15 protein-coding genes are annotated in these 19009 nt (G+C 41.7%); 6 read left to right on the top strand and 9 right to left on the bottom strand.

Annotated elements, in window-relative coordinates:
* Positions 1-86: 86 nt before the first annotated feature.
* The gene (locus GSQ74_RS17895; RefSeq protein WP_158995591.1) at positions 87-1121 is read left to right on the top strand and encodes an alpha/beta fold hydrolase; all 1035 of its coding nucleotides are present in this window, start codon (positions 87-89) and stop codon (positions 1119-1121) included.
* Between the two features lie 160 nt (positions 1122-1281).
* Positions 1282-1782, top strand: a complete 501-nt coding sequence (locus GSQ74_RS17900) for a DUF4142 domain-containing protein (protein WP_158995592.1) — start codon at positions 1282-1284, stop codon at positions 1780-1782.
* Between the two features lie 79 nt (positions 1783-1861).
* On the opposite strand, the gene GSQ74_RS17905 is transcribed toward GSQ74_RS17900, so the two are convergent.
* Complete coding sequence (locus GSQ74_RS17905; protein ID WP_158995593.1) at positions 1862-2683, bottom strand: alpha/beta fold hydrolase; 822 nt, start codon at positions 2681-2683, stop codon at positions 1862-1864.
* A gap of 397 nt (positions 2684-3080) precedes the next feature.
* Between GSQ74_RS17905 and GSQ74_RS17910 the strand changes: the two genes are divergently transcribed.
* On the top strand, positions 3081-3968 hold the full coding sequence (locus GSQ74_RS17910; RefSeq protein ID WP_158995594.1) for an SDR family oxidoreductase: 888 nt from the start codon (positions 3081-3083) through the stop codon (positions 3966-3968).
* Positions 3969-3980: 12 nt separating this feature from the next.
* Entirely contained in the window at positions 3981-4901 is a 921-nt protein-coding gene (locus GSQ74_RS17915; protein WP_158995595.1) for an AraC family transcriptional regulator, read from the top strand.
* Positions 4902-5122: 221 nt separating this feature from the next.
* Here the strand turns inward: GSQ74_RS17915 and GSQ74_RS17920 are convergent, their stop codons facing one another.
* The 4 genes from GSQ74_RS17920 to GSQ74_RS17935 all read right to left on the bottom strand — a co-directional run bounded on the left by GSQ74_RS17920 (position 5123) and on the right by GSQ74_RS17935 (position 10851).
* Positions 5123-6634: a lipase maturation factor family protein gene (locus tag GSQ74_RS17920; RefSeq protein WP_158995596.1), complete on the bottom strand. Its 1512-nt coding sequence runs from the start codon at positions 6632-6634 to the stop codon at positions 5123-5125.
* A 459-nt stretch (positions 6635-7093) separates the two neighbouring features.
* On the bottom strand, positions 7094-7903 hold the full coding sequence (locus GSQ74_RS17925) for a patatin-like phospholipase family protein (protein WP_158995597.1): 810 nt from the start codon (positions 7901-7903) through the stop codon (positions 7094-7096).
* A gap of 70 nt (positions 7904-7973) precedes the next feature.
* Entirely contained in the window at positions 7974-9383 is a 1410-nt protein-coding gene (gene dacB / locus GSQ74_RS17930; RefSeq protein WP_174236941.1) for a D-alanyl-D-alanine carboxypeptidase/D-alanyl-D-alanine-endopeptidase, read from the bottom strand.
* Complete coding sequence (locus GSQ74_RS17935; protein ID WP_158995598.1) at positions 9355-10851, bottom strand: APC family permease; 1497 nt, start codon at positions 10849-10851, stop codon at positions 9355-9357. The genes dacB and GSQ74_RS17935 overlap by 29 nt, the downstream gene beginning before the upstream one ends.
* Positions 10852-11100: 249 nt before the next feature.
* Here GSQ74_RS17935 and GSQ74_RS17940 point away from each other — a divergent pair, with 249 nt between their 5' ends.
* On the top strand, positions 11101-13341 hold the full coding sequence (locus tag GSQ74_RS17940; RefSeq protein ID WP_158995599.1) for a sodium-translocating pyrophosphatase: 2241 nt from the start codon (positions 11101-11103) through the stop codon (positions 13339-13341).
* 240 nt (positions 13342-13581) lie between these two features.
* On the top strand, positions 13582-15444 hold the full coding sequence (locus GSQ74_RS17945; RefSeq protein ID WP_254060916.1) for an ABC transporter ATP-binding protein: 1863 nt from the start codon (positions 13582-13584) through the stop codon (positions 15442-15444).
* Positions 15445-15450: 6 nt separating this feature from the next.
* On the opposite strand, the gene trxA is transcribed toward GSQ74_RS17945, so the two are convergent.
* The 4 genes from trxA to GSQ74_RS17965 all read right to left on the bottom strand — a co-directional run bounded on the left by trxA (position 15451) and on the right by GSQ74_RS17965 (position 18982).
* Positions 15451-15747 (bottom strand): thioredoxin, encoded by a 297-nt coding sequence (gene trxA / locus GSQ74_RS17950; RefSeq protein WP_158995600.1) that lies wholly within the window; start codon positions 15745-15747, stop codon positions 15451-15453.
* A gap of 45 nt (positions 15748-15792) precedes the next feature.
* Entirely contained in the window at positions 15793-17571 is a 1779-nt protein-coding gene (locus GSQ74_RS17955) for an ATP-binding protein (protein WP_158995601.1), read from the bottom strand.
* A 101-nt stretch (positions 17572-17672) separates the two neighbouring features.
* Positions 17673-17897 (bottom strand): hypothetical protein, encoded by a 225-nt coding sequence (locus GSQ74_RS17960; RefSeq protein ID WP_158995602.1) that lies wholly within the window; start codon positions 17895-17897, stop codon positions 17673-17675.
* A gap of 122 nt (positions 17898-18019) precedes the next feature.
* On the bottom strand, positions 18020-18982 hold the full coding sequence (locus GSQ74_RS17965; protein WP_158995603.1) for an MBL fold metallo-hydrolase: 963 nt from the start codon (positions 18980-18982) through the stop codon (positions 18020-18022).
* Between the last annotated feature and the right edge of the window lie 27 nt (positions 18983-19009).

The raw sequence follows: 19009 nt of genomic DNA on the forward strand, positions 1-19009 counted from the left end.
TATGTGCGATTGCTTCGTACCTCGCAATGACAAGGTTCTATATAACTTGTTAATATTAATATTGTTAAGACTTAAATTCACACCTTATGAAACGATCACTCGCTGTACTCTTGCTGTTTTTTACCACAATTGGGTTTAGTCAAACTTTGCCGGGTGTATCGGGTGGCGCTCATCTGGCATCTATTGGAAACCTTGCATTGGAATCGGGTGCTGTGATCAATAATTGCGAAATAGGCTATCGCGTGCATGGGCGGTTGGATGAAAGCCGGTCGAACGCTGTCATATTTTGCACTTGGTATACAGGTGATGCCGCCGGGGTGGAATCGACCCACCCGTGGGAGGCTGTGGATACTGCCAAATATTGTTTGATTATCATTGATGCGCTGGGCGATGGCGTGTCTTCTTCGCCATCTAACAGCAAACAACAACATGGTGCCGATTTTCCGAGATTTACTATACGCGATATGGTGAACAGCCAGCACAAGCTTTTAACAAACAAACTTCATATTAACCATGTAAAGGCAGTAATGGGCATATCAATGGGCGGTATACAAACTTTTCAATGGGCGGTAAGCTATCCCGGTTTTATGGATGTGTTGATACCGATTGTGGGTACTCCGCAACCGTCGAGCTTCGACCTAATGGTTTATAATACGTTTCGCGAAACGATTGAGGAAAACACGGGCTATGATCATGGCCGGTATAAGATCAATCCGACCATTCCCAATGCAACTATGATGCTGGATGTGTTTTTAACAACTCCTGCCGACCGCGTTAAAACAGTTAAAAGAGAAGATGTAGCCAAATGGGTTGCATCCAATAAAACCCGGCATGATCAGGACTGGAACAATACCGATTATCAACTAAACGCTATTATCAATCATGATATTTCTAAGGATTTTAATAATTCCCTCGAGGAGGCAGCAAAGCATATTAAAGCTAAAATGCTCATTATTTCATCCTTGCAAGATCACATGGTGAATCCTGCTCCAGCTATGGCGTTTTCAAAGCTGTTGCCTGCCAAACTGATTGTGTTAAATGATGATAAGGGCCATCAGGCTCCAAATTTTTTTAACCCTGTTATAAAGGATGCTATAGCTGGGATATTATCGGCACAATAATTAGTCAGTATTTTAATATTAGCTAAAGCCTCAAGTCGGAAGATTTGGGGCTTTTCTGTTTAAAACTACAGTGTTTAGTATACTCATCCTCATAACAGAACTATTTCGGCAAGCGCTTGTTCATCTGAAAGATAATTAACGACATTATAAAAATCTAAATATGAAACTTTCAGTCAAATTACTTTTAATCGCTTTGTGCGTTGCTGGTAGCACTGCTACCTATGCCCAAACTGCAACGCCTGGCGACAAGGCTTTTGTAGCCAAAGTATCACAAGGCGGGATGTACGAGGTTGCAGCCGGCCGTGTAGCGATTACCAAAGGCACTAAACAAGATATCCGCGATTTTGCTACTGCCGAGGTGCATGACCATGTGCTTGTGGGTGCTAAATTGAAAAAGCTATCAGCAGAGGCTGGTATTACTTTTTCGTCTGAACCTAATGCTGAGTTTTCTGCAAAATTGAAACACCTGTCTTCGCTTTCAGGTTTGGCGTTTGATGAGGAATACCTTTCTGAGATGGGAACGATTCATGATATGGATGGCGCGGCATTTGCCAAGGAAGCTACCAATGGCGGTACAGCTGCTTTCCGTGCTTTTGGTGCGGAAACCCACCGGATAGTTTTGCGCCACATTGGCGCCATTAAGGCAATTCCGGCTAACTAACAGTTAGTACAGATTAAGAAAGGCTGCTACTAAATTAATAGTGACAGCCTTTCTTATGCAGATAATCCTGATTAAGAATTTACGATCTAATAAACTCCAGTAAATCCTTATTTATAGTTGCTGCCTCTGTAGCTGGCATGCCATGTGGAAAGCCTGGGTATGAGATCAGCTTACCGTTTTTCAATAGCTTTACGGCCTTTGCTCCTGAAATAGGGAAGGGGACGATCTGGTCGTCTTCTCCATGTAAAACAAGTACAGGAATATCCACGCTTTTCAGGTCTTCTGTAAAATCAGTTTCTGAAAAAGCTTTGATGCCCTCAACATGCGCTTTTACGCCGCCCATCATTCCTTGTCGCCACCAGTTTTTTCTTATACCTACTGATATTTTCGCACCCTCGCGGTTATAACCATAAAAAGGGATGGTAAAATCTTCAAAATATTGTGCCCTGTTAAAAGCAGTACCCTCACGGATCTCATCAAAAACCGACATCGGAACGCCATCCGGGTTAGTTGCAGATTGTACCATTATCGGTGTAACCGCACTGATCAATACGGCTTTGGCTACACGGCCTTTTCCATGTTTAGCAGCATAATGAATAACTTCGCCACCACCTGTTGAGTGGCCGATGTGTATGGCGTCTTTCAAATCAAGAAATGTGGTAAGCTCGGCTACATCTGCCGCGTAAGTATCCATGTCATGTCCATCTGATGACTGGCTGGATCTTCCATGTCCACGGCGATCATGTGCGATAACCCTGTATCCATGCTGAAGGAAAAACATCATCTGGGCATCCCAGTCATCACCGGATAATGGCCAGCCATGATGAAAAACAAGTGGTTGGCCTGTTCCCCAGTCCTTATAATAGATTTCGGTTCCGTCTTTTACTGTAATTGTGCTCATAGGTGTTTGTTTATGATGATTAATAAATGAGTATCAGTTGTTTTGAAAAGTTTAGGGGGAGGAGACCTAAAAGTAGAAAATAAAAAGCTGATATATTAACATTTAAGAGTAAAAGGTGTTTTCGATTATTGATATTCGTTAAGACTGCCGGGCGATGTTGACTCACCCGACTACGCTGCGCTGGTCGACCTCTCTTCGCCTGCGGCGGAAAGAGGTCGAGATAATCTAAACACCTTGTCATTCTGAGCATAGCGAAGAATCTGTACAGTGTAAACAATTATACAGATTCTTCGCTATGCTCAGAATGACAATTTTTTTGGCTACAACAATAGTTGATTCGGCTACTTTTGCTCTTTTGGTGATGCGCAACTTTGTATCATCAAAACAAATTGAAACAATGAAAATTATAGTAACAGGTTCATTAGGACACATTAGCAAGCCATTGACAGAAGAATTAGTGGCAAAAGGGCATACGGTTATAGTTGTTAGCAGTAATCCTGATAAACAAATAGACATTGAAGCTTTAGGTGCTACCGCGGCCATAGGTACATTGGCAGATGTTGATTTTTTGACAGTTACTTTTACAGGTGCTGATGCGGTATATACCATGGTTCCGCCTAATTACGCGGCTGCGGATATGATGGCTTATTGCAAAGAAACAGGTGAAAACTTTGCCGAAGCTGTCGAAAAGTCGGGTGTTAAGCGGGTGGTTCACCTGAGCAGTATCGGGGCACATATGGAGAAGGATTCCGGCCTGATTTTAGCGCATCGGCAGGTGGAAACTATTTTGGACAAGTTATCGAATGTTGCCATTACATTTATGCGCCCTTCGGGTTTCTATTACAATTTATTGGGCTTTATACCGATGATAAAAAATACAGGTGTAATTACTGCGAATTATGGTGCGGATGATATGCTGATATGGGTCTCACCAGTAGATATAGCTGCTGCGGTTGCTGATGAACTGGAAATTCCGCTTACCGGCCACAAGGTACGTTATGTAGCGAGCGATGAATTAACGGGTAACGAAACGGCAAGTATTTTAGGTATAGCGATTGGCAAGCCGGATTTGAAATGGATATTAATATCCGACGAAGAAAGACAGCGCCAGTTAGAAGCGGTAGGCTTAAAGCCTACAATGGCTCATGGTTTGGTTGAAATGTTCTCCAGTCAGCATAACGGTGCATTGGCTGAGGATTTTTACTGCAACTGGCCCAAAGTGATGGGTAAAGTAAAAATGGCCGACTACGCCAAAGAATTTGCTGCCATCTACAATCAAAAATAACTATATTGTATCATGGCAAATGCACAACCTCACCGGATCAAAACCATCAGTGAATATCACCAGGTTATGGGGCTCCCAAAGCCGGAGCACCCGCTGATCAGTGTGATCAATTTTGAGTCGATTAAGCGTTTGCCGTATGATGAATCCATAAGTATAGTATTTGATTTTTATTCCATCTCGCTTAAAAGGGATTTTAATGGTAAGATGAAATACGGGCAGCAGGAATATGATTTTGATGAGGGGATTATGTTTTTTATTTCACCCGGGCAGGTATTCGGGATGGAGATTGATAAAGGCATTGAGCTAACACATTCGGGATGGTTGTTACTTGTTCATCCCGATTTTTTATGGAATACCTCATTGGCTAAAACCATGAAACAGTATGAATATTTTAATTACTCAGTACATGAGGCCTTGTTTCTATCTGAAAAAGAAGAAACAACTATTATAGGTATGATGCAAAGCATGGAGCAGGAATATCGGTCTAACATTGATAAATTCAGTCAGACTATTATTATCGCTCAACTAGAATTATTACTGTCTTATGCGGAACGATTTTATCAGCGGCAATTTATCACCCGGAAAATAGCTAACCATCAAATTCTAAACCGACTGGAAGAAGTTTTGACGGAGTATTTTAACAGCGATACTTTATTGAAAAGAGGGTTGCCTACTGTGCAATATATTGCCGAAATCTTGAATATATCGCCCAGTTATTTAAGCGGATCATTAAAAATGCTGACAGGGCAAAGCACACAACAGCATATACATGATAAGCTGATTGAAAAAGCGAAAGAGAAGCTATCTACCACTAGTTTATCCGTAAGTGAGATTGCTTATGAGTTGGGGTTTGAGCATTCGCAGTCGTTTAGTAAGTTGTTTAAAACGAAGACGGAGCTTTCGCCTTTGGAGTTTAGAGCTTCGTTTAATTGATTTATACTGGCAAACAAAGCAATCTTTTTACCCTCTTTCCGGCTTGCCGGAGAGAGGGTCGAACAGCGTAGCGCATTCGGGGTGAGTAAACTATGCGTCACGCATTTGCGCTAATGTCGCTCGTATAATTACTCACCCGGTCTTTGCTTCGCTCGACCACCCTCTCTTCGCCTGCGGCGGAAAGAGGGTAGAAAACAGCATGAAAATATGTTGCCCATTATCTAACGCATCCAACCCTGACTTTCAAGGTAATTTATTAAACGCGGGTCACTATCAGAAAGTACAGGCAGCCACTCGCTTACCTCTGTCCTCGTCCAGTAAAGGCCTTTAGGATTGTCGGGCCGGGCAAATTTGTAATCGTATAACACCGCCCGGATGTAACGGGGTGGTTTTTGCGGGAATGGATTTTCGGCAAATAATCTAACAGCATCTGGGTTATTGTGTAGCAGCTTCCATACCAGGTTGTAGGTCCATGGGTATTGGTCGGCGGTGGACATGGAGGCAAACCACATTTGCCAATCGAGCCGAAGTTGATATGGCGCGATTTGCGGTGGGCGCTTATCTAACAAAACAGGTAGGCCTTTGTAGATATAGGGTTTCCATGTTGCTTTATTACCGGTGGTATCATCCGAAGTTCCTTCAAAAATCACGTTCATGCGTTCCTGACCAACGCTGCCGAAGGCGCCATAAGTGTTTACCAAGTCGAGCGGATCATAGGAAGAGTTCATCGCTTGGTTGGGTGATAACATGTTCAATACCGGCTGAATACTGAGTAATACCACCAGGCCTGTGGCTATCCATGCTGTAATTACCATTGGTTTTGATTCTTCGGCTATGCTGGCGGCAGCTTCTGCTTTATGAACAAGCACGGCGGGAAGTAGCTTCGACCAAAAGCTGTCATCAAAGCAGGCTAAAGCGGGGATAATAGTTAGCCAGTTTAAAAACGAAAGATTGCCGCTAAGGATAATGAAAAATTGAAAAGCAATAATAACCGACCCGGCAATGTGGCGCGACAATCGATGCCACCAAATAAACCATGGCGCTACCAGTTCGGCCAGCCAGTTAAACCATACCCCGATCTTTAATACCGTATGCGGTAAAAAATGAAACCAGCGGGTTAGCGGGCCGGGTATAGGTTGTGTTTCAAAATAGTAATAAAGCGCGGTAGCGTTACGCCATGTAGCATCGCCGCGGAACTTGATCAACCCTGCGCCCAGCATAATACGAAAGGCGAGCCAGCGAAATAAAATAATGACGGGCAAAGGTGGCGCTTGTTTTGGAAATGGCCGCATTTCAAGCAAAGGGCAGAGAAATATCGCCAGGAAACCGGTTTCATTGAGTTGGATCTCCCAGCCATAGCCATACCAGTCTTGCCCCATATGTACGATAGACATATAGAGTATCCAGATGATGGCGAGCAGTGGCACATTTGCATAGCCGATGATTATGACACAGGAAAGTAGGAACCCTAGCCATGCCACAGTTAAAAGTGCTGTATTTGAATGCCAAAACCAAAAAACGGAAGGCAGGCGAACAAAGCCGGCACCGGTTGAACCCAGCGTGGTTGTTATCTGTTTAAGGTAGAGCCCAAGCGGTAGCAGTCCGTTGGTGCCAATTAGTGGAATAATTTGATTAATGGCAACCAAAAAAGCTACAGCATATATGATACCCAGCAGCCTAAGAATGACAAAGCGGGTAAGCCAGTAGCTTGGTTGATTACTGTTTAGTTCCATTTGATAACCGAATATTGCTCATTAATAGTACATTAATGATGGTGATATGGTTTTGGGTGGAAGTGTTAAAATGTTGATGTCTTTAGTTTTTTGTCATTACGAGGAACGAAGCAATCGCACATCTGCAGAGTTCGCGATTGCTTCGTTCCTCGTAATGACAATTTAGCACCTCATAAAGACTCTAAAAACGGCCACTCACCCCGACATTGCTGCGCTTGTCGACCCTCTCTTCGCCTGCGGCGGAAAGAGGATAAAACAGGTAAAAAGTGATTGTTTTTGATGCTTTTTTGATTGATTTTGAGCATTTTTTGAGTGAAATTGGACTATTTTTGGGCTAAAATGACCTGAATTTGGGCTTAAAATCAATCTAAAAAGCCTGTTTTTGACTTGTTTTAGGGCATAAATTGGGTCAAAAGTGTACCATTTGTACCAGGTGTTCCACTTGTTTCGTGGTACAGTTTAGTTTTTATTGGCTGCTAATAGCTCTTTAACTTTCTCGTTTCCATGTACAGCCTTCAGGCCTTCTTCATAGCCGATCATGAAAATATCGTCGGCAGCATCAGTATCGAATATACCGTAACCGCCGAGGTCCTGGGGTTCAATGACTACATCGCACAGAAGCTTATGTGCGTTAAGGTTGGAGTTGATGCTGATCATTGCCGCACGGTCGATCATATTGGCGAAGGATTTGATCTCGGTAACAATTGGCAAATGGTTGCAGGATGAACCGATGATGAAGTCGCAATTACCTACCAGCGGGTCAACCGGGAAGTTGTTGAGTATGCCGCCATCTACGTACATATGGCCACTGATCATTATCGGCTTAAAGATACCGGGCAGGCAACAGGATGCTAAAATGGCTACATCCAGTTCGCCTTCGGTAAAGTAAACCAGCCTGCTTTCGCCAAGATCCACAGAGGAGATGGTAACCTTTATATTAAGCTCCTTGAAAGTATTATGCGGAATATACTTTTTGATTAATGAACTCACATTCATGATAGAAACCAAACCTGTGCTACCCAACGCGGGGCGTAGCAGCTTAAGCAGTTTAGCATCCTTAATAACCTGCAGTATTTCCCTGGGTGGCATGCCCGCTGCAAAAAAAGCCCCGGCAACCGCCCCTGCGCTGGTACCCGAGATATGTGAAAATTGTATACCGTGATCGGTAAGCGCTTGTATCACCCCTAAATGCGCAACACCCCTCACGCCACCTCCTGAGAGTGCTAATCCTACTTTCTTTGAGTTATCGCCGTTGGTATCTGTATTCATAAATAGGGATTATAAATTGTTGCTTGCTATTAATTGTTTAAGCCAGGAAACGTGAAAAGGTTTTGGGTTGCTATTTCAATTCATCTAAAACCCTGAATATCTTGGCTTTGATCTCTTTGCCTGATCCATTATAATTGTTCACCATGATAGAGAAGCATAATTGCTTACCATCATGCGTTTGGTAGCCTGCATAATTAAGCACGTTGATGATACTGCCACTTTTCATGTGCATATCGTTATAAATAGGCAAGCTCTCATAAAAATCATGATACCATGGCGCTTTAGTAGTTGAAAGCAATATGGTAGCCATGGTACGGGTAGTCACACGGTCGGCGGGGGATAGGCCCGAGCCATCAAATACGTTTAATGAATTTGGGTCGATACCGCGCTGCTTCCAGAAATCCTGCAATGCCACAACGCCATTCGCTGTGGATGGTTGTTTACCAGCTTTCCAGGTAATGGTCTTGAGCAATTGCTCGGCGTACAGGTTGATGCTTTTCTGGTTAGTCCAGTAGATGATCTTGCTGAGTTCGGGCGAGGATATAGTTAATATATTTTGATTCGCTGTTGGCGTGGTTTCGCCTTTGGCAGTTAGAGTAGAAGTTGATTCGACGATGCCTGAAATGGGAATGCCTAAACGTTTCAATGTATCAGCCAAACGGAAAGCTGCATCATAAGCAGGATCAGGTAGGGATAAGGCGATGCTTTTTTTGGTTTGATCTTCCGCATACGTGCCACGCAGATATACTACGTTACCATTCAACGGTAGGTAAGCATAGGATTGATCGCCGGTATGGGTGGGAGCATTCAGTAACTCGCTTTTAAACTTAAGGTAAGGCATTGCGGGTACGGTGTGCGATACGGTTATCGGTGTACCAATCTCGCCGGTATGCAACTTGACATCATATTGGTTCTCGCGCCAGCAAAGTCCGGATGGGCCTGCGCCGTAATAGTTACCAATATCCTCGTAGATCCAGCCATCGGGAATAGACTGTGATCCGAATATCGAATCATCACCAATAGTCCTTCCGTTTATTTTTTTTATTCCCGCTTTGCGGATGGCATCAACCATTAAAGTTAAAATGTGTTCTTCCTTACTGCTTTCATAGCGCCAGCTGCCAAGCGTGGGGTCGCCGGAACCTTTGATGATGATGTCGCCGTTTAAAGTCCCATTAGTAATCGATCCACTGTAGCCGAAACTAGTTTGATATTTGAAATCTGCCCCCAAAACATTAAAAGCTGTTATGGTAGTAATGGTTTTCATGGTGGAAGCAGGTGCCAGTCCCATGCTTGGGTTGGCGGAGAATACCTCCTTCCCACTGTTTACGTCCAATACCGTTAACGATATGGAGGCATATTGGCACTGGCTATCCGCCTGCAGACTGTTTACGGCCGCCTGTAATTTCTGCTGAAGGGATTGCGCAGGGCAATATCCCGCTATAAATAAAAAACTAAGCGTTAGTAACCGTTGTATCCTCATGCTTTGATAACCATTTCGATATATAATAAATTGGTATGCCTATCAGAACGATTCCTAATCCACACTCAGTATAAGTTCGCTTATAAATCAGCAGTAAAATGCAGAATGTGATACCCATTAATATATAAATGGCAGGCAAAACCGGATAGCCGAAAGCTTTGTAAGGTCTGTCAGCGTTGGGGTGTTTCGCTCTCAAGATATAAATGCCGATGATAGTTAACACATAAAATACTACTACTACAAAAGAGATCATATCCAATAAATCACCGTATTTGCCACTTAAACATAGTAAAGAAGCTACCAGGCACTGTATCCATAAACCAAATCCGGGAACAGCGAATTTATTCAATTCGCCAGTTTTTTTGAAGAAAAGACCATCCTTCGCCATAGTATAATATACCCTTGCCCCAGATAATATCAAACCATTGTTGCATCCAAAGGTGGATATCATAATCATTAATGCAATAATATAAGTACCTGCATTACCGAATATAGCATGAGATGCTGCTATCGCAACACGATCTTTAGCTGCTGTTGCTATATCATGCAACGGTAAAACTGCGGTATATACTAAATTAGCTGATATGTAAATAATGGTTACTACCAATGTTCCTAAAAATAAACTCAACCCAATATTCCGTTTCGGATTGCGCATTTCGCCTGCTATGAATGTTACGTTATTCCAGGCATCACTGCTAAATATAGACCCTACCATGGCTATTGCAATCGCACCTAAGGCTGCATCTATAGTATATTGAGAAAAAGTTCCATTGGTGTTTAGTTTTTGCAGATGCCAGGCATTTGTCCAGTTGGCATGCCATACATCGCCCTTTAGCATAATAAAGCCGAAAATTATCAACCCAAACAAACTCAGCAGCTTGGTTATGGTAAAGGTGTTTTGAATAAGTTTTCCGCTTTTAACACCTTTGGTATTGATGAAAGTAAGTAGGATAATTAATAAGATTGAAACTATTTGGGCCGAAGTAATGGTAAAATGATAAGATGTATCTAGGGGATTGGGGACATAATGAAACGGAAAAACAATATTATCCTCGCTGCAAAATGGGATTAATTTAGTCGTGTAATGTGAAAAGCCTAGCGCTACAGCCGTGAACTTCGAAAACGCAACACCCACCGCCGCAATAGTGCCCGTTTGTATCACCGCAAAAAAGCTCCAGCCGTATAAAAAAGCTATTAGCTTATTGTATGCCTCTTTTAAATAAACATATTGTCCGCCTGCTTTTGGGTACATGGCACTTAGCTCGCCGTAGCTTAAGGCTGCGGTTAAGGTCATGAAACCGGTAAGCGCCCAAACCACAATTAACCATCCGGCCGAACCAACATTGCGTATAATATCAGCACTTACAATGAATATACCCGAACCGATCATTGATCCTGCTACGATCATGGTGCCATCAAGCAGGCCTAAAGAGTGTTTTAATTTGGGTTCGGTTGATTTTTCAGTCATAAAATGAGGTTCGTTTTGTGGGTTAAGATAAGAATAAAGTGGCAAATTAAAATATTCCTCGTTTATACAAATTGCAATTAATAGATTTAGTCTCATCTATCGTAGCAATTCTAATAACTGTCTGTATAACGCTTAAAATCAGTGCAAAAACTATTGCGGTTTCCTTTTGTAAATAAATTAATTTGCTAATTTGCAGTCCAATATATAACCAGTACTAACCAAATACATTTAATAAACTAAATTTCTAACATGGACTTTTTGTACACTAATTTAATTTACCTGATACCCGTTTTTGGGCTAATTGGGATTGCAGTGATGGCTGTTAAAGCCGCGTGGGTTACTAAGCAGGATGCAGGAGACGGGGATATGGCGCAACTGGCAGGTTATATTGCCGATGGTGCCATGGCTTTTTTACGTGCCGAGTGGAAAGTACTAAGCTATTTTGTTATTGTTGCAGGTATACTACTTGCATATTCGGGTACAACGGTGCATACATCAAGCCCGGTTATCGCTATATCATTCGTTGTTGGGGCATTCCTTTCGGCGTTTGCCGGCTTTTTGGGAATGCGTATAGCTACCAAGGCTAACGTGCGTACTACACAAGCGGCGCGTACAAGTTTATCGCAAGCTTTAAAAGTATCGTTTACAGGTGGTACCGTTATGGGTTTAGGCGTTGCTGGTTTGGCAATCATAGGTTTGGGGTCATTGTTCATTGTTTTCTTTACCATCTATGTTAAAAATACAGGTGGCGATGTAAATGGCGAGGCTATGGCTAAAGCATTAGATGTTTTAGCAGGATTCTCTTTAGGTGCGGAATCAATCGCGCTTTTTGCCCGTGTTGGTGGTGGTATATATACCAAGGCTGCCGACGTAGGTGCCGATTTAGTGGGTAAGGTTGAAGCAGGTATCCCAGAGGATGATGTACGTAACCCTGCAACTATTGCAGATAACGTTGGTGATAACGTAGGCGACGTGGCAGGTATGGGCGCCGATTTATTCGGATCATACGTAGCTACCATGCTGGCAACTATGGTTTTGGGTCGCGAAATAAAATCAAACGATATGTTTGGCGGTATAGCCCCCGTTTTATTGCCGATGGTTATAGCCGGTTTGGGTTTGATATTTTCGATAGTTGGAGCATCGTTCGTAAGAATAAGAACTGAAACATCAAGTGTACAAAAAGCACTTAACATAGGTAATTGGGCATCAATCATATTAACAGCTATCGCAACCATATTTCTGGTTAACTGGATGCTTCCAAACGATACTTTTCACATGCTAAGGGATGAAATTCCGGGCGGTGGTCTAAAAGAAGGATCATTAGAATTTACCAAAACCGGTGTTATCTATTCAATAATGGTTGGGTTGGTAGTTGGTACTTTAATGTCGATGATAACCGAATATTATACCGCAATGGGTAAACGCCCGGTGTTGGGTATTATTCGCCAGTCGTCAACAGGCCATGCTACCAATATTATCGCGGGTTTGGCAGTGGGCATGGAATCAACGGTGTTGCCTATTTTAGTATTGGCAGCAGGTATTTATGGTTCATATCATTTCGCGGGTTTGTATGGTGTTGCTATTGCTGCAGCAGGTATGATGTCTACAACAGCGATGCAATTAGCGATAGATGCTTTTGGGCCGATTGCGGACAATGCCGGTGGTATTGCCGAAATGAGCCGCCTACCCGAAGAAGTGCGTCACCGTACAGATAATTTAGATGCTGTAGGTAACACTACCGCGGCTACAGGCAAGGGTTTTGCTATTGCTTCGGCAGCGTTAACCTCACTGGCTTTATTTGCAGCCTTTGTGGGCGTTGCAGGTATTGAGCATATTGATATTTATAAAGCAGATGTATTAGCTGGCTTATTTGTTGGCGGTATGATTCCTTTTATATTTTCGGCGCTATGTATCTCGGCAGTAGGCCGTGCTGCAATGGCGATGGTTGAGGAGGTTCGCCGCCAGTTCCGCGAGATTCCGGGAATTATGGAATACAAAGCCAAGCCTGAGTACGAAAAATGTGTAGCAATATCAACCAAAGCTTCTATCCGCGAGATGGTTGCTCCGGGATTGATCGCTTTGATCTCTCCAATTATAGTAGGTTTCATTTTCGGCCCTGAAGTTTTAGGTGGGATGTTAGCAGGTGTTACCGTATCGGGTGTGTTGATGGGTATATTCCAAAGCAACGCAGGCGGTGCATGGGATAACGCTAAAAAGTCATTTGAAAAAGGCGTAGAGATTAACGGTGAGATGTACTACAAAAAATCAGAGCCGCATAAAGCATCAGTAACCGGTGATACCGTTGGTGATCCGTTTAAAGATACATCAGGCCCGTCAATGAATATCCTAATCAAACTAATGTCGATCGTATCGCTGGTTATCGCGCCGCATTTACATAAAGATTTAAACCACAGTCCTCGTTTACAAAGGGAAATTCATATCCAGTCAATGGTTATGCCTGCGAAGCAGGCTGTTAAAAACAAAATTTAATATTACAATAACCTAAACAGAATCGAAGAGGGACGCTGAAGTTGTCCCTCTTTTTTTGTTGGATGTCATTGGGTTCTCACAATACAATAGTTAGCGGGCTAGGTACAGGGAATTTAAGTAATTTTACTTGTATTAATCCCAAGCGTCATTGCGAGGTACGAAGCAATCTCTATACTGTACAGAGAAACCTGCAAGATGATCAATTGCTTATGTAGAGATTGCTTCGTACCTCGCAATGACGTGGTAAAACAAAAAGAAACCCTATTGAATACCGCTCGTCCCCCAAAAAATATAAAACCCACTCCCTTAAGTTTTAAGGAACGCCTTGAAGCCTTGCGCAACCTGCCCGCATTCTTCAAATTAGTATGGCAAACCAGTCCGTGGATGACTGTTGTTAACTCCGTACTGCGTATTTTGAAATCTGCCATGCCTTTAGGTTTGCTATACGTTGGTAAACTAATTATTGATCAGGTAATTTCCATCGCCCATAAACATGGGGCCGATACTCATCATTTATGGCAATTAGTAGTGGCAGAGTTTGCATTGGCAATATTATCCGATGCGCTATCCCGCGCTATTACTTTGATGGATAGCTTGCTGGGCGATCTATTCAATAACCATACTTCGGTAAAGCTAATGGCACATGCTGCTACACTTGATCTGGATCAATTTGAGGATGCCGTTTTTTACGATAAGTTGGAACGCGCAAGACAGCAAACCGTAGGCCGCACTATATTACTTTCACAAGTAATGAGCCAGGTACAGGACTTGATCACGATGGGCTTTTTGGCGGTTGGCTTAATGGCATTTAATCCGTGGTTGATTGTTTTGTTGCTGATCGCGATAATACCGGCTTTTTTGGGCGAATCTCATTTTAATGATAAAAGTTATGCTTTAACCCGTGGCCAAACCCCTGAACGCCGTGAACTGGATTATATTCGCTACCTCGGCGCCAGCGATGAGACGGCCAAAGAAGTTAAGATATTCGACCTTTCAGGATTTATCATACAGCGCTTTAAACTGCTGTCGGATAAGTTTTATCTCGATAATAAACGTTTGTCTATCAAACGTTCATTGTGGGGCACATTCTTCGCCATGTTAGGTAGTATTGGTTACTACGCTGCCTATGTAATTATCATTATAAAAACTATAGACGGTACAGTAACCATAGGTAATTTAGTTTTCCTTGCGGGATCTTTCCGCCAGCTACGAAGCTTATTAGAAGGCATTTTAACCCGATTTACCGCGGTATCACAAGGCGCTATATATTTGAGCGACTTTTTTGAGTTTTTCGATATTCAACCCAAAATAAAACTACCCGATAACCCCATCCCTTTCCCCAAAACAATTAAACAAGGCTTTACTTTTGAGAATGTCGGTTTCCGCTATGTAAATTCCGAACGCTGGGCAAACAGGCATTTAACCTTTACCCTCCATCCCGGCGAAAAGCTGGCATTAGTAGGGGAGAACGGCGCCGGTAAAACTACGCTGGTTAAACTATTGGCTCGCCTGTATGATCCTTCCGAAGGACGAATTTTATTAGATGGTATCGACCTGAAAGAATATGACCTAGCCGATTTGCGCTTAAACGTCGGCATCATTTTCCAGGATTACCTGCGTTACCAGATGACCTTCGCCCAAAATATAGCTGTCGGGAATATCAATGAAAAAGAAAACCGACCGTTGATAGAATCATCCGCCCGGCAAAGCCTGGCCGATGTATTGGCTGCAAAATTACCTGCCGCTTACGACCAGCAATTAGGAAAACGATTTGCCGATGGCGTTGAATTATCCGGTGGCGAATGGCAGAAAGTAGCACTAGCACGTGCCTACATGCGCGATGCGCAATTATTAATATTAGATGAGCCAACATCAGCTTTGGATGCCCGTGCCGAGTACAATGTTTTTGAACGCTTTGCCGAATTAACAAAAGGAAAATCAGCGGTGCTTATTTCACACCGTTTTAGTACTGTTCGTATGGCCGATAGGATTTTAGTATTAGATAAAGGCGAATTAATAGAAATCGGCAGCCACGAAGAACTGCTCATAAAAGGCGGTCGGTATGCTGAATTATTCGATCTGCAAGCAATGGGGTATAGATAGTGATTATTAAACAAATTGCTCAATAATTTCCTGTAATTGCTTTGCCTGTATCACACCACTTTGGCGCCACTTGGTTTGCCCGTTTTTAAATACGATAAGTGTAGGCACTCCCTGAACCTTGTATTCGCTTGCCGCGGATGGGTTTTTATCGACGTCTATTTTCAAGATCGTTATTTTATCGCCCATATTATCTTTCAGCTGTTTAAGTATAGGCGGCATCATTTTACACGGTCCGCACCACTCTGCCGAAAAATCTACCAAAACTGGTTTGTCTGATGTTATTAACTCTTTAAAATTTGCCATTTTATCGTTCCTCAATAATAATAACAACAGTATCAGCAATACGTTTTAATTATTCTGTAGTTCATTCTGCATTACACCCCATCTATGAATAATAGATTTTAGCCTGTCAATTGTAAAAGGTTTACTTAAAAAATCTTTCATTCCTGCTTCACGGCATTCCGCTTCATTTTCACTTAATACATTGGCCGTCATGGCAATAATTGGAGGGGTGCTGTCGCCATATTTCTCAATAATAAGTTTAGTTGCTTGTAAGCCATCCATTACAGGCATTTGTATGTCCATAAATATCATGTCGTAATTTTTTTCAGCAACCATATCTAATGCTATTTGTCCGTTGTCAGCAAAATCAATCTTATAGCCTATTTTTTCAAATATCCTGCCTGCTACTAGTTGATTCATTTTGTTGTCTTCTACCAGTAAAATGGTTAAAGGTTTTTTAACAAAATCTGCTTTTTCATAATAAACAGGTACATCTTTCGTAACACTCTCGGCAATGGGAAGCGGCAAACTAAAGCTAAATACCGATCCTTCCGACTCCTTGCTTTCTACCCAAAGTTTGCCACCCATCATTTCCACTATTTTTTTACAGATAGATAAACCCAGCCCCGTACCGCCGTATTTGCGTAAAGCCGTACTGTTAACCTGTGTAAATGGTTTAAATAATTGAGTGATAGCCTCTTCGCTAATACCTATACCGCTATCGCTTATCTGAAATTTAACTTCTTGCAAATCAAGGCGGTTTCGGGTAACTATAACTTTTAACTCTACAAATCCTTTATCCGTAAATTTTATGGCATTACCTATCAGGTTTACTAAAATTTGCTGTAAACGGCTTTCATCTATATTCACATAATCAGCCAATCGGTTATCAATGGCGTATTCCAGTATTAAATTTTTATTGGCTATTCCTGGTCTGCAAATGCCAATTACTGTTTTTATACATTCACGCATATCAACCGTTGCGGGTATAATTACCAGTCTGTCAGCCTCAATTTTTGATAGATCAAGTATATCACTGATAATATTGAGTAATAAGCTGCTGCTTGTATTTAAAGTTTGCAATAACTCCTGCTGCCCCGGTAACAATTCCGAAGTTGATAGTAACTGCGCTGTGCCAATTATCCCATTTAATGGTGTCCGGATTTCATGGCTCATGTTTGCCAGGAAGTTTGATTTGGCAAAAGTGGCAGCCTCTGCCTGATCTTTAGCCGTTGATAATTCTACTTGTGATGATCGTAATTCTTCACGCTGTTTAACTAATAAGAATTTATCATTTTCATGACTCTTCTTCAGTACGCTCAGCAACAGGCCAATTATCAAAATATCCATTACCGAGGATGTAATAATATCAGTCTCTTTTTTAGTAAGGGTGGAGGGTAGCGAAACTAAATGCGGGTTAAACTTTTCAGTAAAAAAACAACCCAAAAAAAGCGTGATTATCACACCAATAAAAAGAAGATGGTATTTACGCTGAAGCAGAATAATGATCAATGAAATCAGGAAAATACCCTCCTGTGGAGTCGATCCTTCTACACCGCCGTTAAAAAACCAGCCGGGTATAAACAATATTATACCTACAGTAACGTAAGCTAAAACAATGTTTTCCTGGTATCCAACATAACGGCTCCGGTAGTAAGCAAGGCAGGATAGTAGTCCTACTAATACAATGGTTATATCTAAATAAATGCTGTATCCTAATATGATATTGATAATAAAGAATAACAGCATATAAACGCTGATAATTAAAGCAACAGCGTTAAAAAGTTTATTTTCTAACGTAAGTTCCGGGTCATCATACCCTATTAAAAGCTTTAACTTATTCATTAATTAACTAAGTAGGTTTTATCAGTTTTAGGTTTAGCAATGTAATTAATTATAAGCAAAATGCCTTAATTACAATCATTTATTCAATAATGGTCAGTTATTTAAATAGTCGACATACTATTCATGTTGTAATCATTTGAAGACGGATTGTGCTGATTCCAGTCTTCCAGGTCTATCAATCCTGGTTGAGTATGGTAATGTCTATCGCTAATTGGGCATTTTACTACATAAGCGCCCTCGTTTATTAAGGCAATAATCGGGCGCGCACCACACTCCTTGCAACGCTTTACATAAATATTTTTTGGAATATTGACATAGCCCTTCATAGCACCTATTACGAATATAGAATTGAATAAGTTGTCGTTAAATAATTAATTAACTATTAGGAAATATAAAAGCTATTAATTATCAAGCGATTAAAGGTATAATACTCGGAAATGAGAATTGTTTACAAGGCAATAGCCTTACCCTGCTCGGGGAAGATGAGATTTAACTTAAGGTTATTTTCAGCCTGAAGCTGTGTTTTGAGCTTATTTATACTTAATTGTGGCGGTTTAACGTGTGTAATAATGATGTTAAAACCCTTTAATTTGTCTTTTCCAGTTAATTCGGCCAAATTATTCATTTCATTCATTAACCAATGAGGGGTTAAATGGCCAAACAATGTCTTGTCTGGCTGTTCATCGGGGAATGATGTTTCAATCATTATAGCCTTTAATTTATTTGCTTTAATCAGCGGAGCAATAGCCACCCACAAATTATGCAGGTTGCGGCTTTTCTCAATCTCATCAGGGCCGGTATCACCCAAATACAAAATATAGGCATCGTTACTTTTAACTAAAAAAGCAGTGCTTGTTAAATTTGAGTGGCTTAACGGAAATGCCTGCACCGTCATCGCTGTATTGTTTATGGCGATGATGCTATCGGGAGTTAATACCAGGTAATGATATTTTTTAATTAGAGGAGCTTCACCCTCATCGGCAAAATTTGCCCAGCTTTCCCATGTAAAGTAATCAGTTTGGATAGTTTTTATACAACTGGCTAACGCGTAGATGTTCTTAGCCGTATCGTCTGGCGAATTGATAATTAGACCCGCTATATGATCTAAATGGGCATGAGAAATAAAATATCCTTTAATATATCGCCTTAGCACTTGTTCAGCGGGTATATTAAACACGCCGTTGCTTATGGCTTTCTCAATACCATAATGTAATGTGCCCGCATCAAGGCAGATGTAGTTATTAGTACCCGCTGCGGCTACCATGTAGGCTGATAAATTACTCTCATCAATACCACCTTTTACCCCAAGTGGAACAATTTTGAACGATGCTGCGGATTTGATTTGTGCGTGAGCCGTAATTGCAAATACAACTAAAAGCAGGGTGACAATAAGGGCGCGGTTGCGAAACATATCTGGATAAATATTTTTTATTTAATT

The sequence above is a fragment of the Mucilaginibacter sp. L196 genome, from assembly GCF_009765905.1.
Classification (GTDB): domain Bacteria; phylum Bacteroidota; class Bacteroidia; order Sphingobacteriales; family Sphingobacteriaceae; genus Mucilaginibacter.

Coding starts and splice junctions, on each gene's coding strand:
- GSQ74_RS17935 (WP_158995598.1), bottom strand. CDS start 10,851: ATGACTGAAAAATCAACCGAACCCAAATTAAAACACTCTTTAGGCCTG.
- GSQ74_RS17965 (WP_158995603.1), bottom strand. CDS start 18,982: ATGTTTCGCAACCGCGCCCTTATTGTCACCCTGCTTTTAGTTGTATTT.
- GSQ74_RS17915 (WP_158995595.1), top strand. CDS start 3,981: ATGGCAAATGCACAACCTCACCGGATCAAAACCATCAGTGAATATCAC.
- GSQ74_RS17900 (WP_158995592.1), top strand. CDS start 1,282: ATGAAACTTTCAGTCAAATTACTTTTAATCGCTTTGTGCGTTGCTGGT.
- GSQ74_RS17910 (WP_158995594.1), top strand. CDS start 3,081: ATGAAAATTATAGTAACAGGTTCATTAGGACACATTAGCAAGCCATTG.
- GSQ74_RS17905 (WP_158995593.1), bottom strand. CDS start 2,683: ATGAGCACAATTACAGTAAAAGACGGAACCGAAATCTATTATAAGGAC.
- GSQ74_RS17960 (WP_158995602.1), bottom strand. CDS start 17,897: ATGAAGGGCTATGTCAATATTCCAAAAAATATTTATGTAAAGCGTTGC.
- GSQ74_RS17940 (WP_158995599.1), top strand. CDS start 11,101: ATGGACTTTTTGTACACTAATTTAATTTACCTGATACCCGTTTTTGGG.
- GSQ74_RS17895 (WP_158995591.1), top strand. CDS start 87: ATGAAACGATCACTCGCTGTACTCTTGCTGTTTTTTACCACAATTGGG.
- GSQ74_RS17920 (WP_158995596.1), bottom strand. CDS start 6,634: ATGGAACTAAACAGTAATCAACCAAGCTACTGGCTTACCCGCTTTGTC.
- GSQ74_RS17925 (WP_158995597.1), bottom strand. CDS start 7,903: ATGAATACAGATACCAACGGCGATAACTCAAAGAAAGTAGGATTAGCA.
- GSQ74_RS17955 (WP_158995601.1), bottom strand. CDS start 17,571: ATGAATAAGTTAAAGCTTTTAATAGGGTATGATGACCCGGAACTTACG.
- dacB (WP_174236941.1), bottom strand. CDS start 9,383: ATGAGGATACAACGGTTACTAACGCTTAGTTTTTTATTTATAGCGGGA.
- trxA (WP_158995600.1), bottom strand. CDS start 15,747: ATGGCAAATTTTAAAGAGTTAATAACATCAGACAAACCAGTTTTGGTA.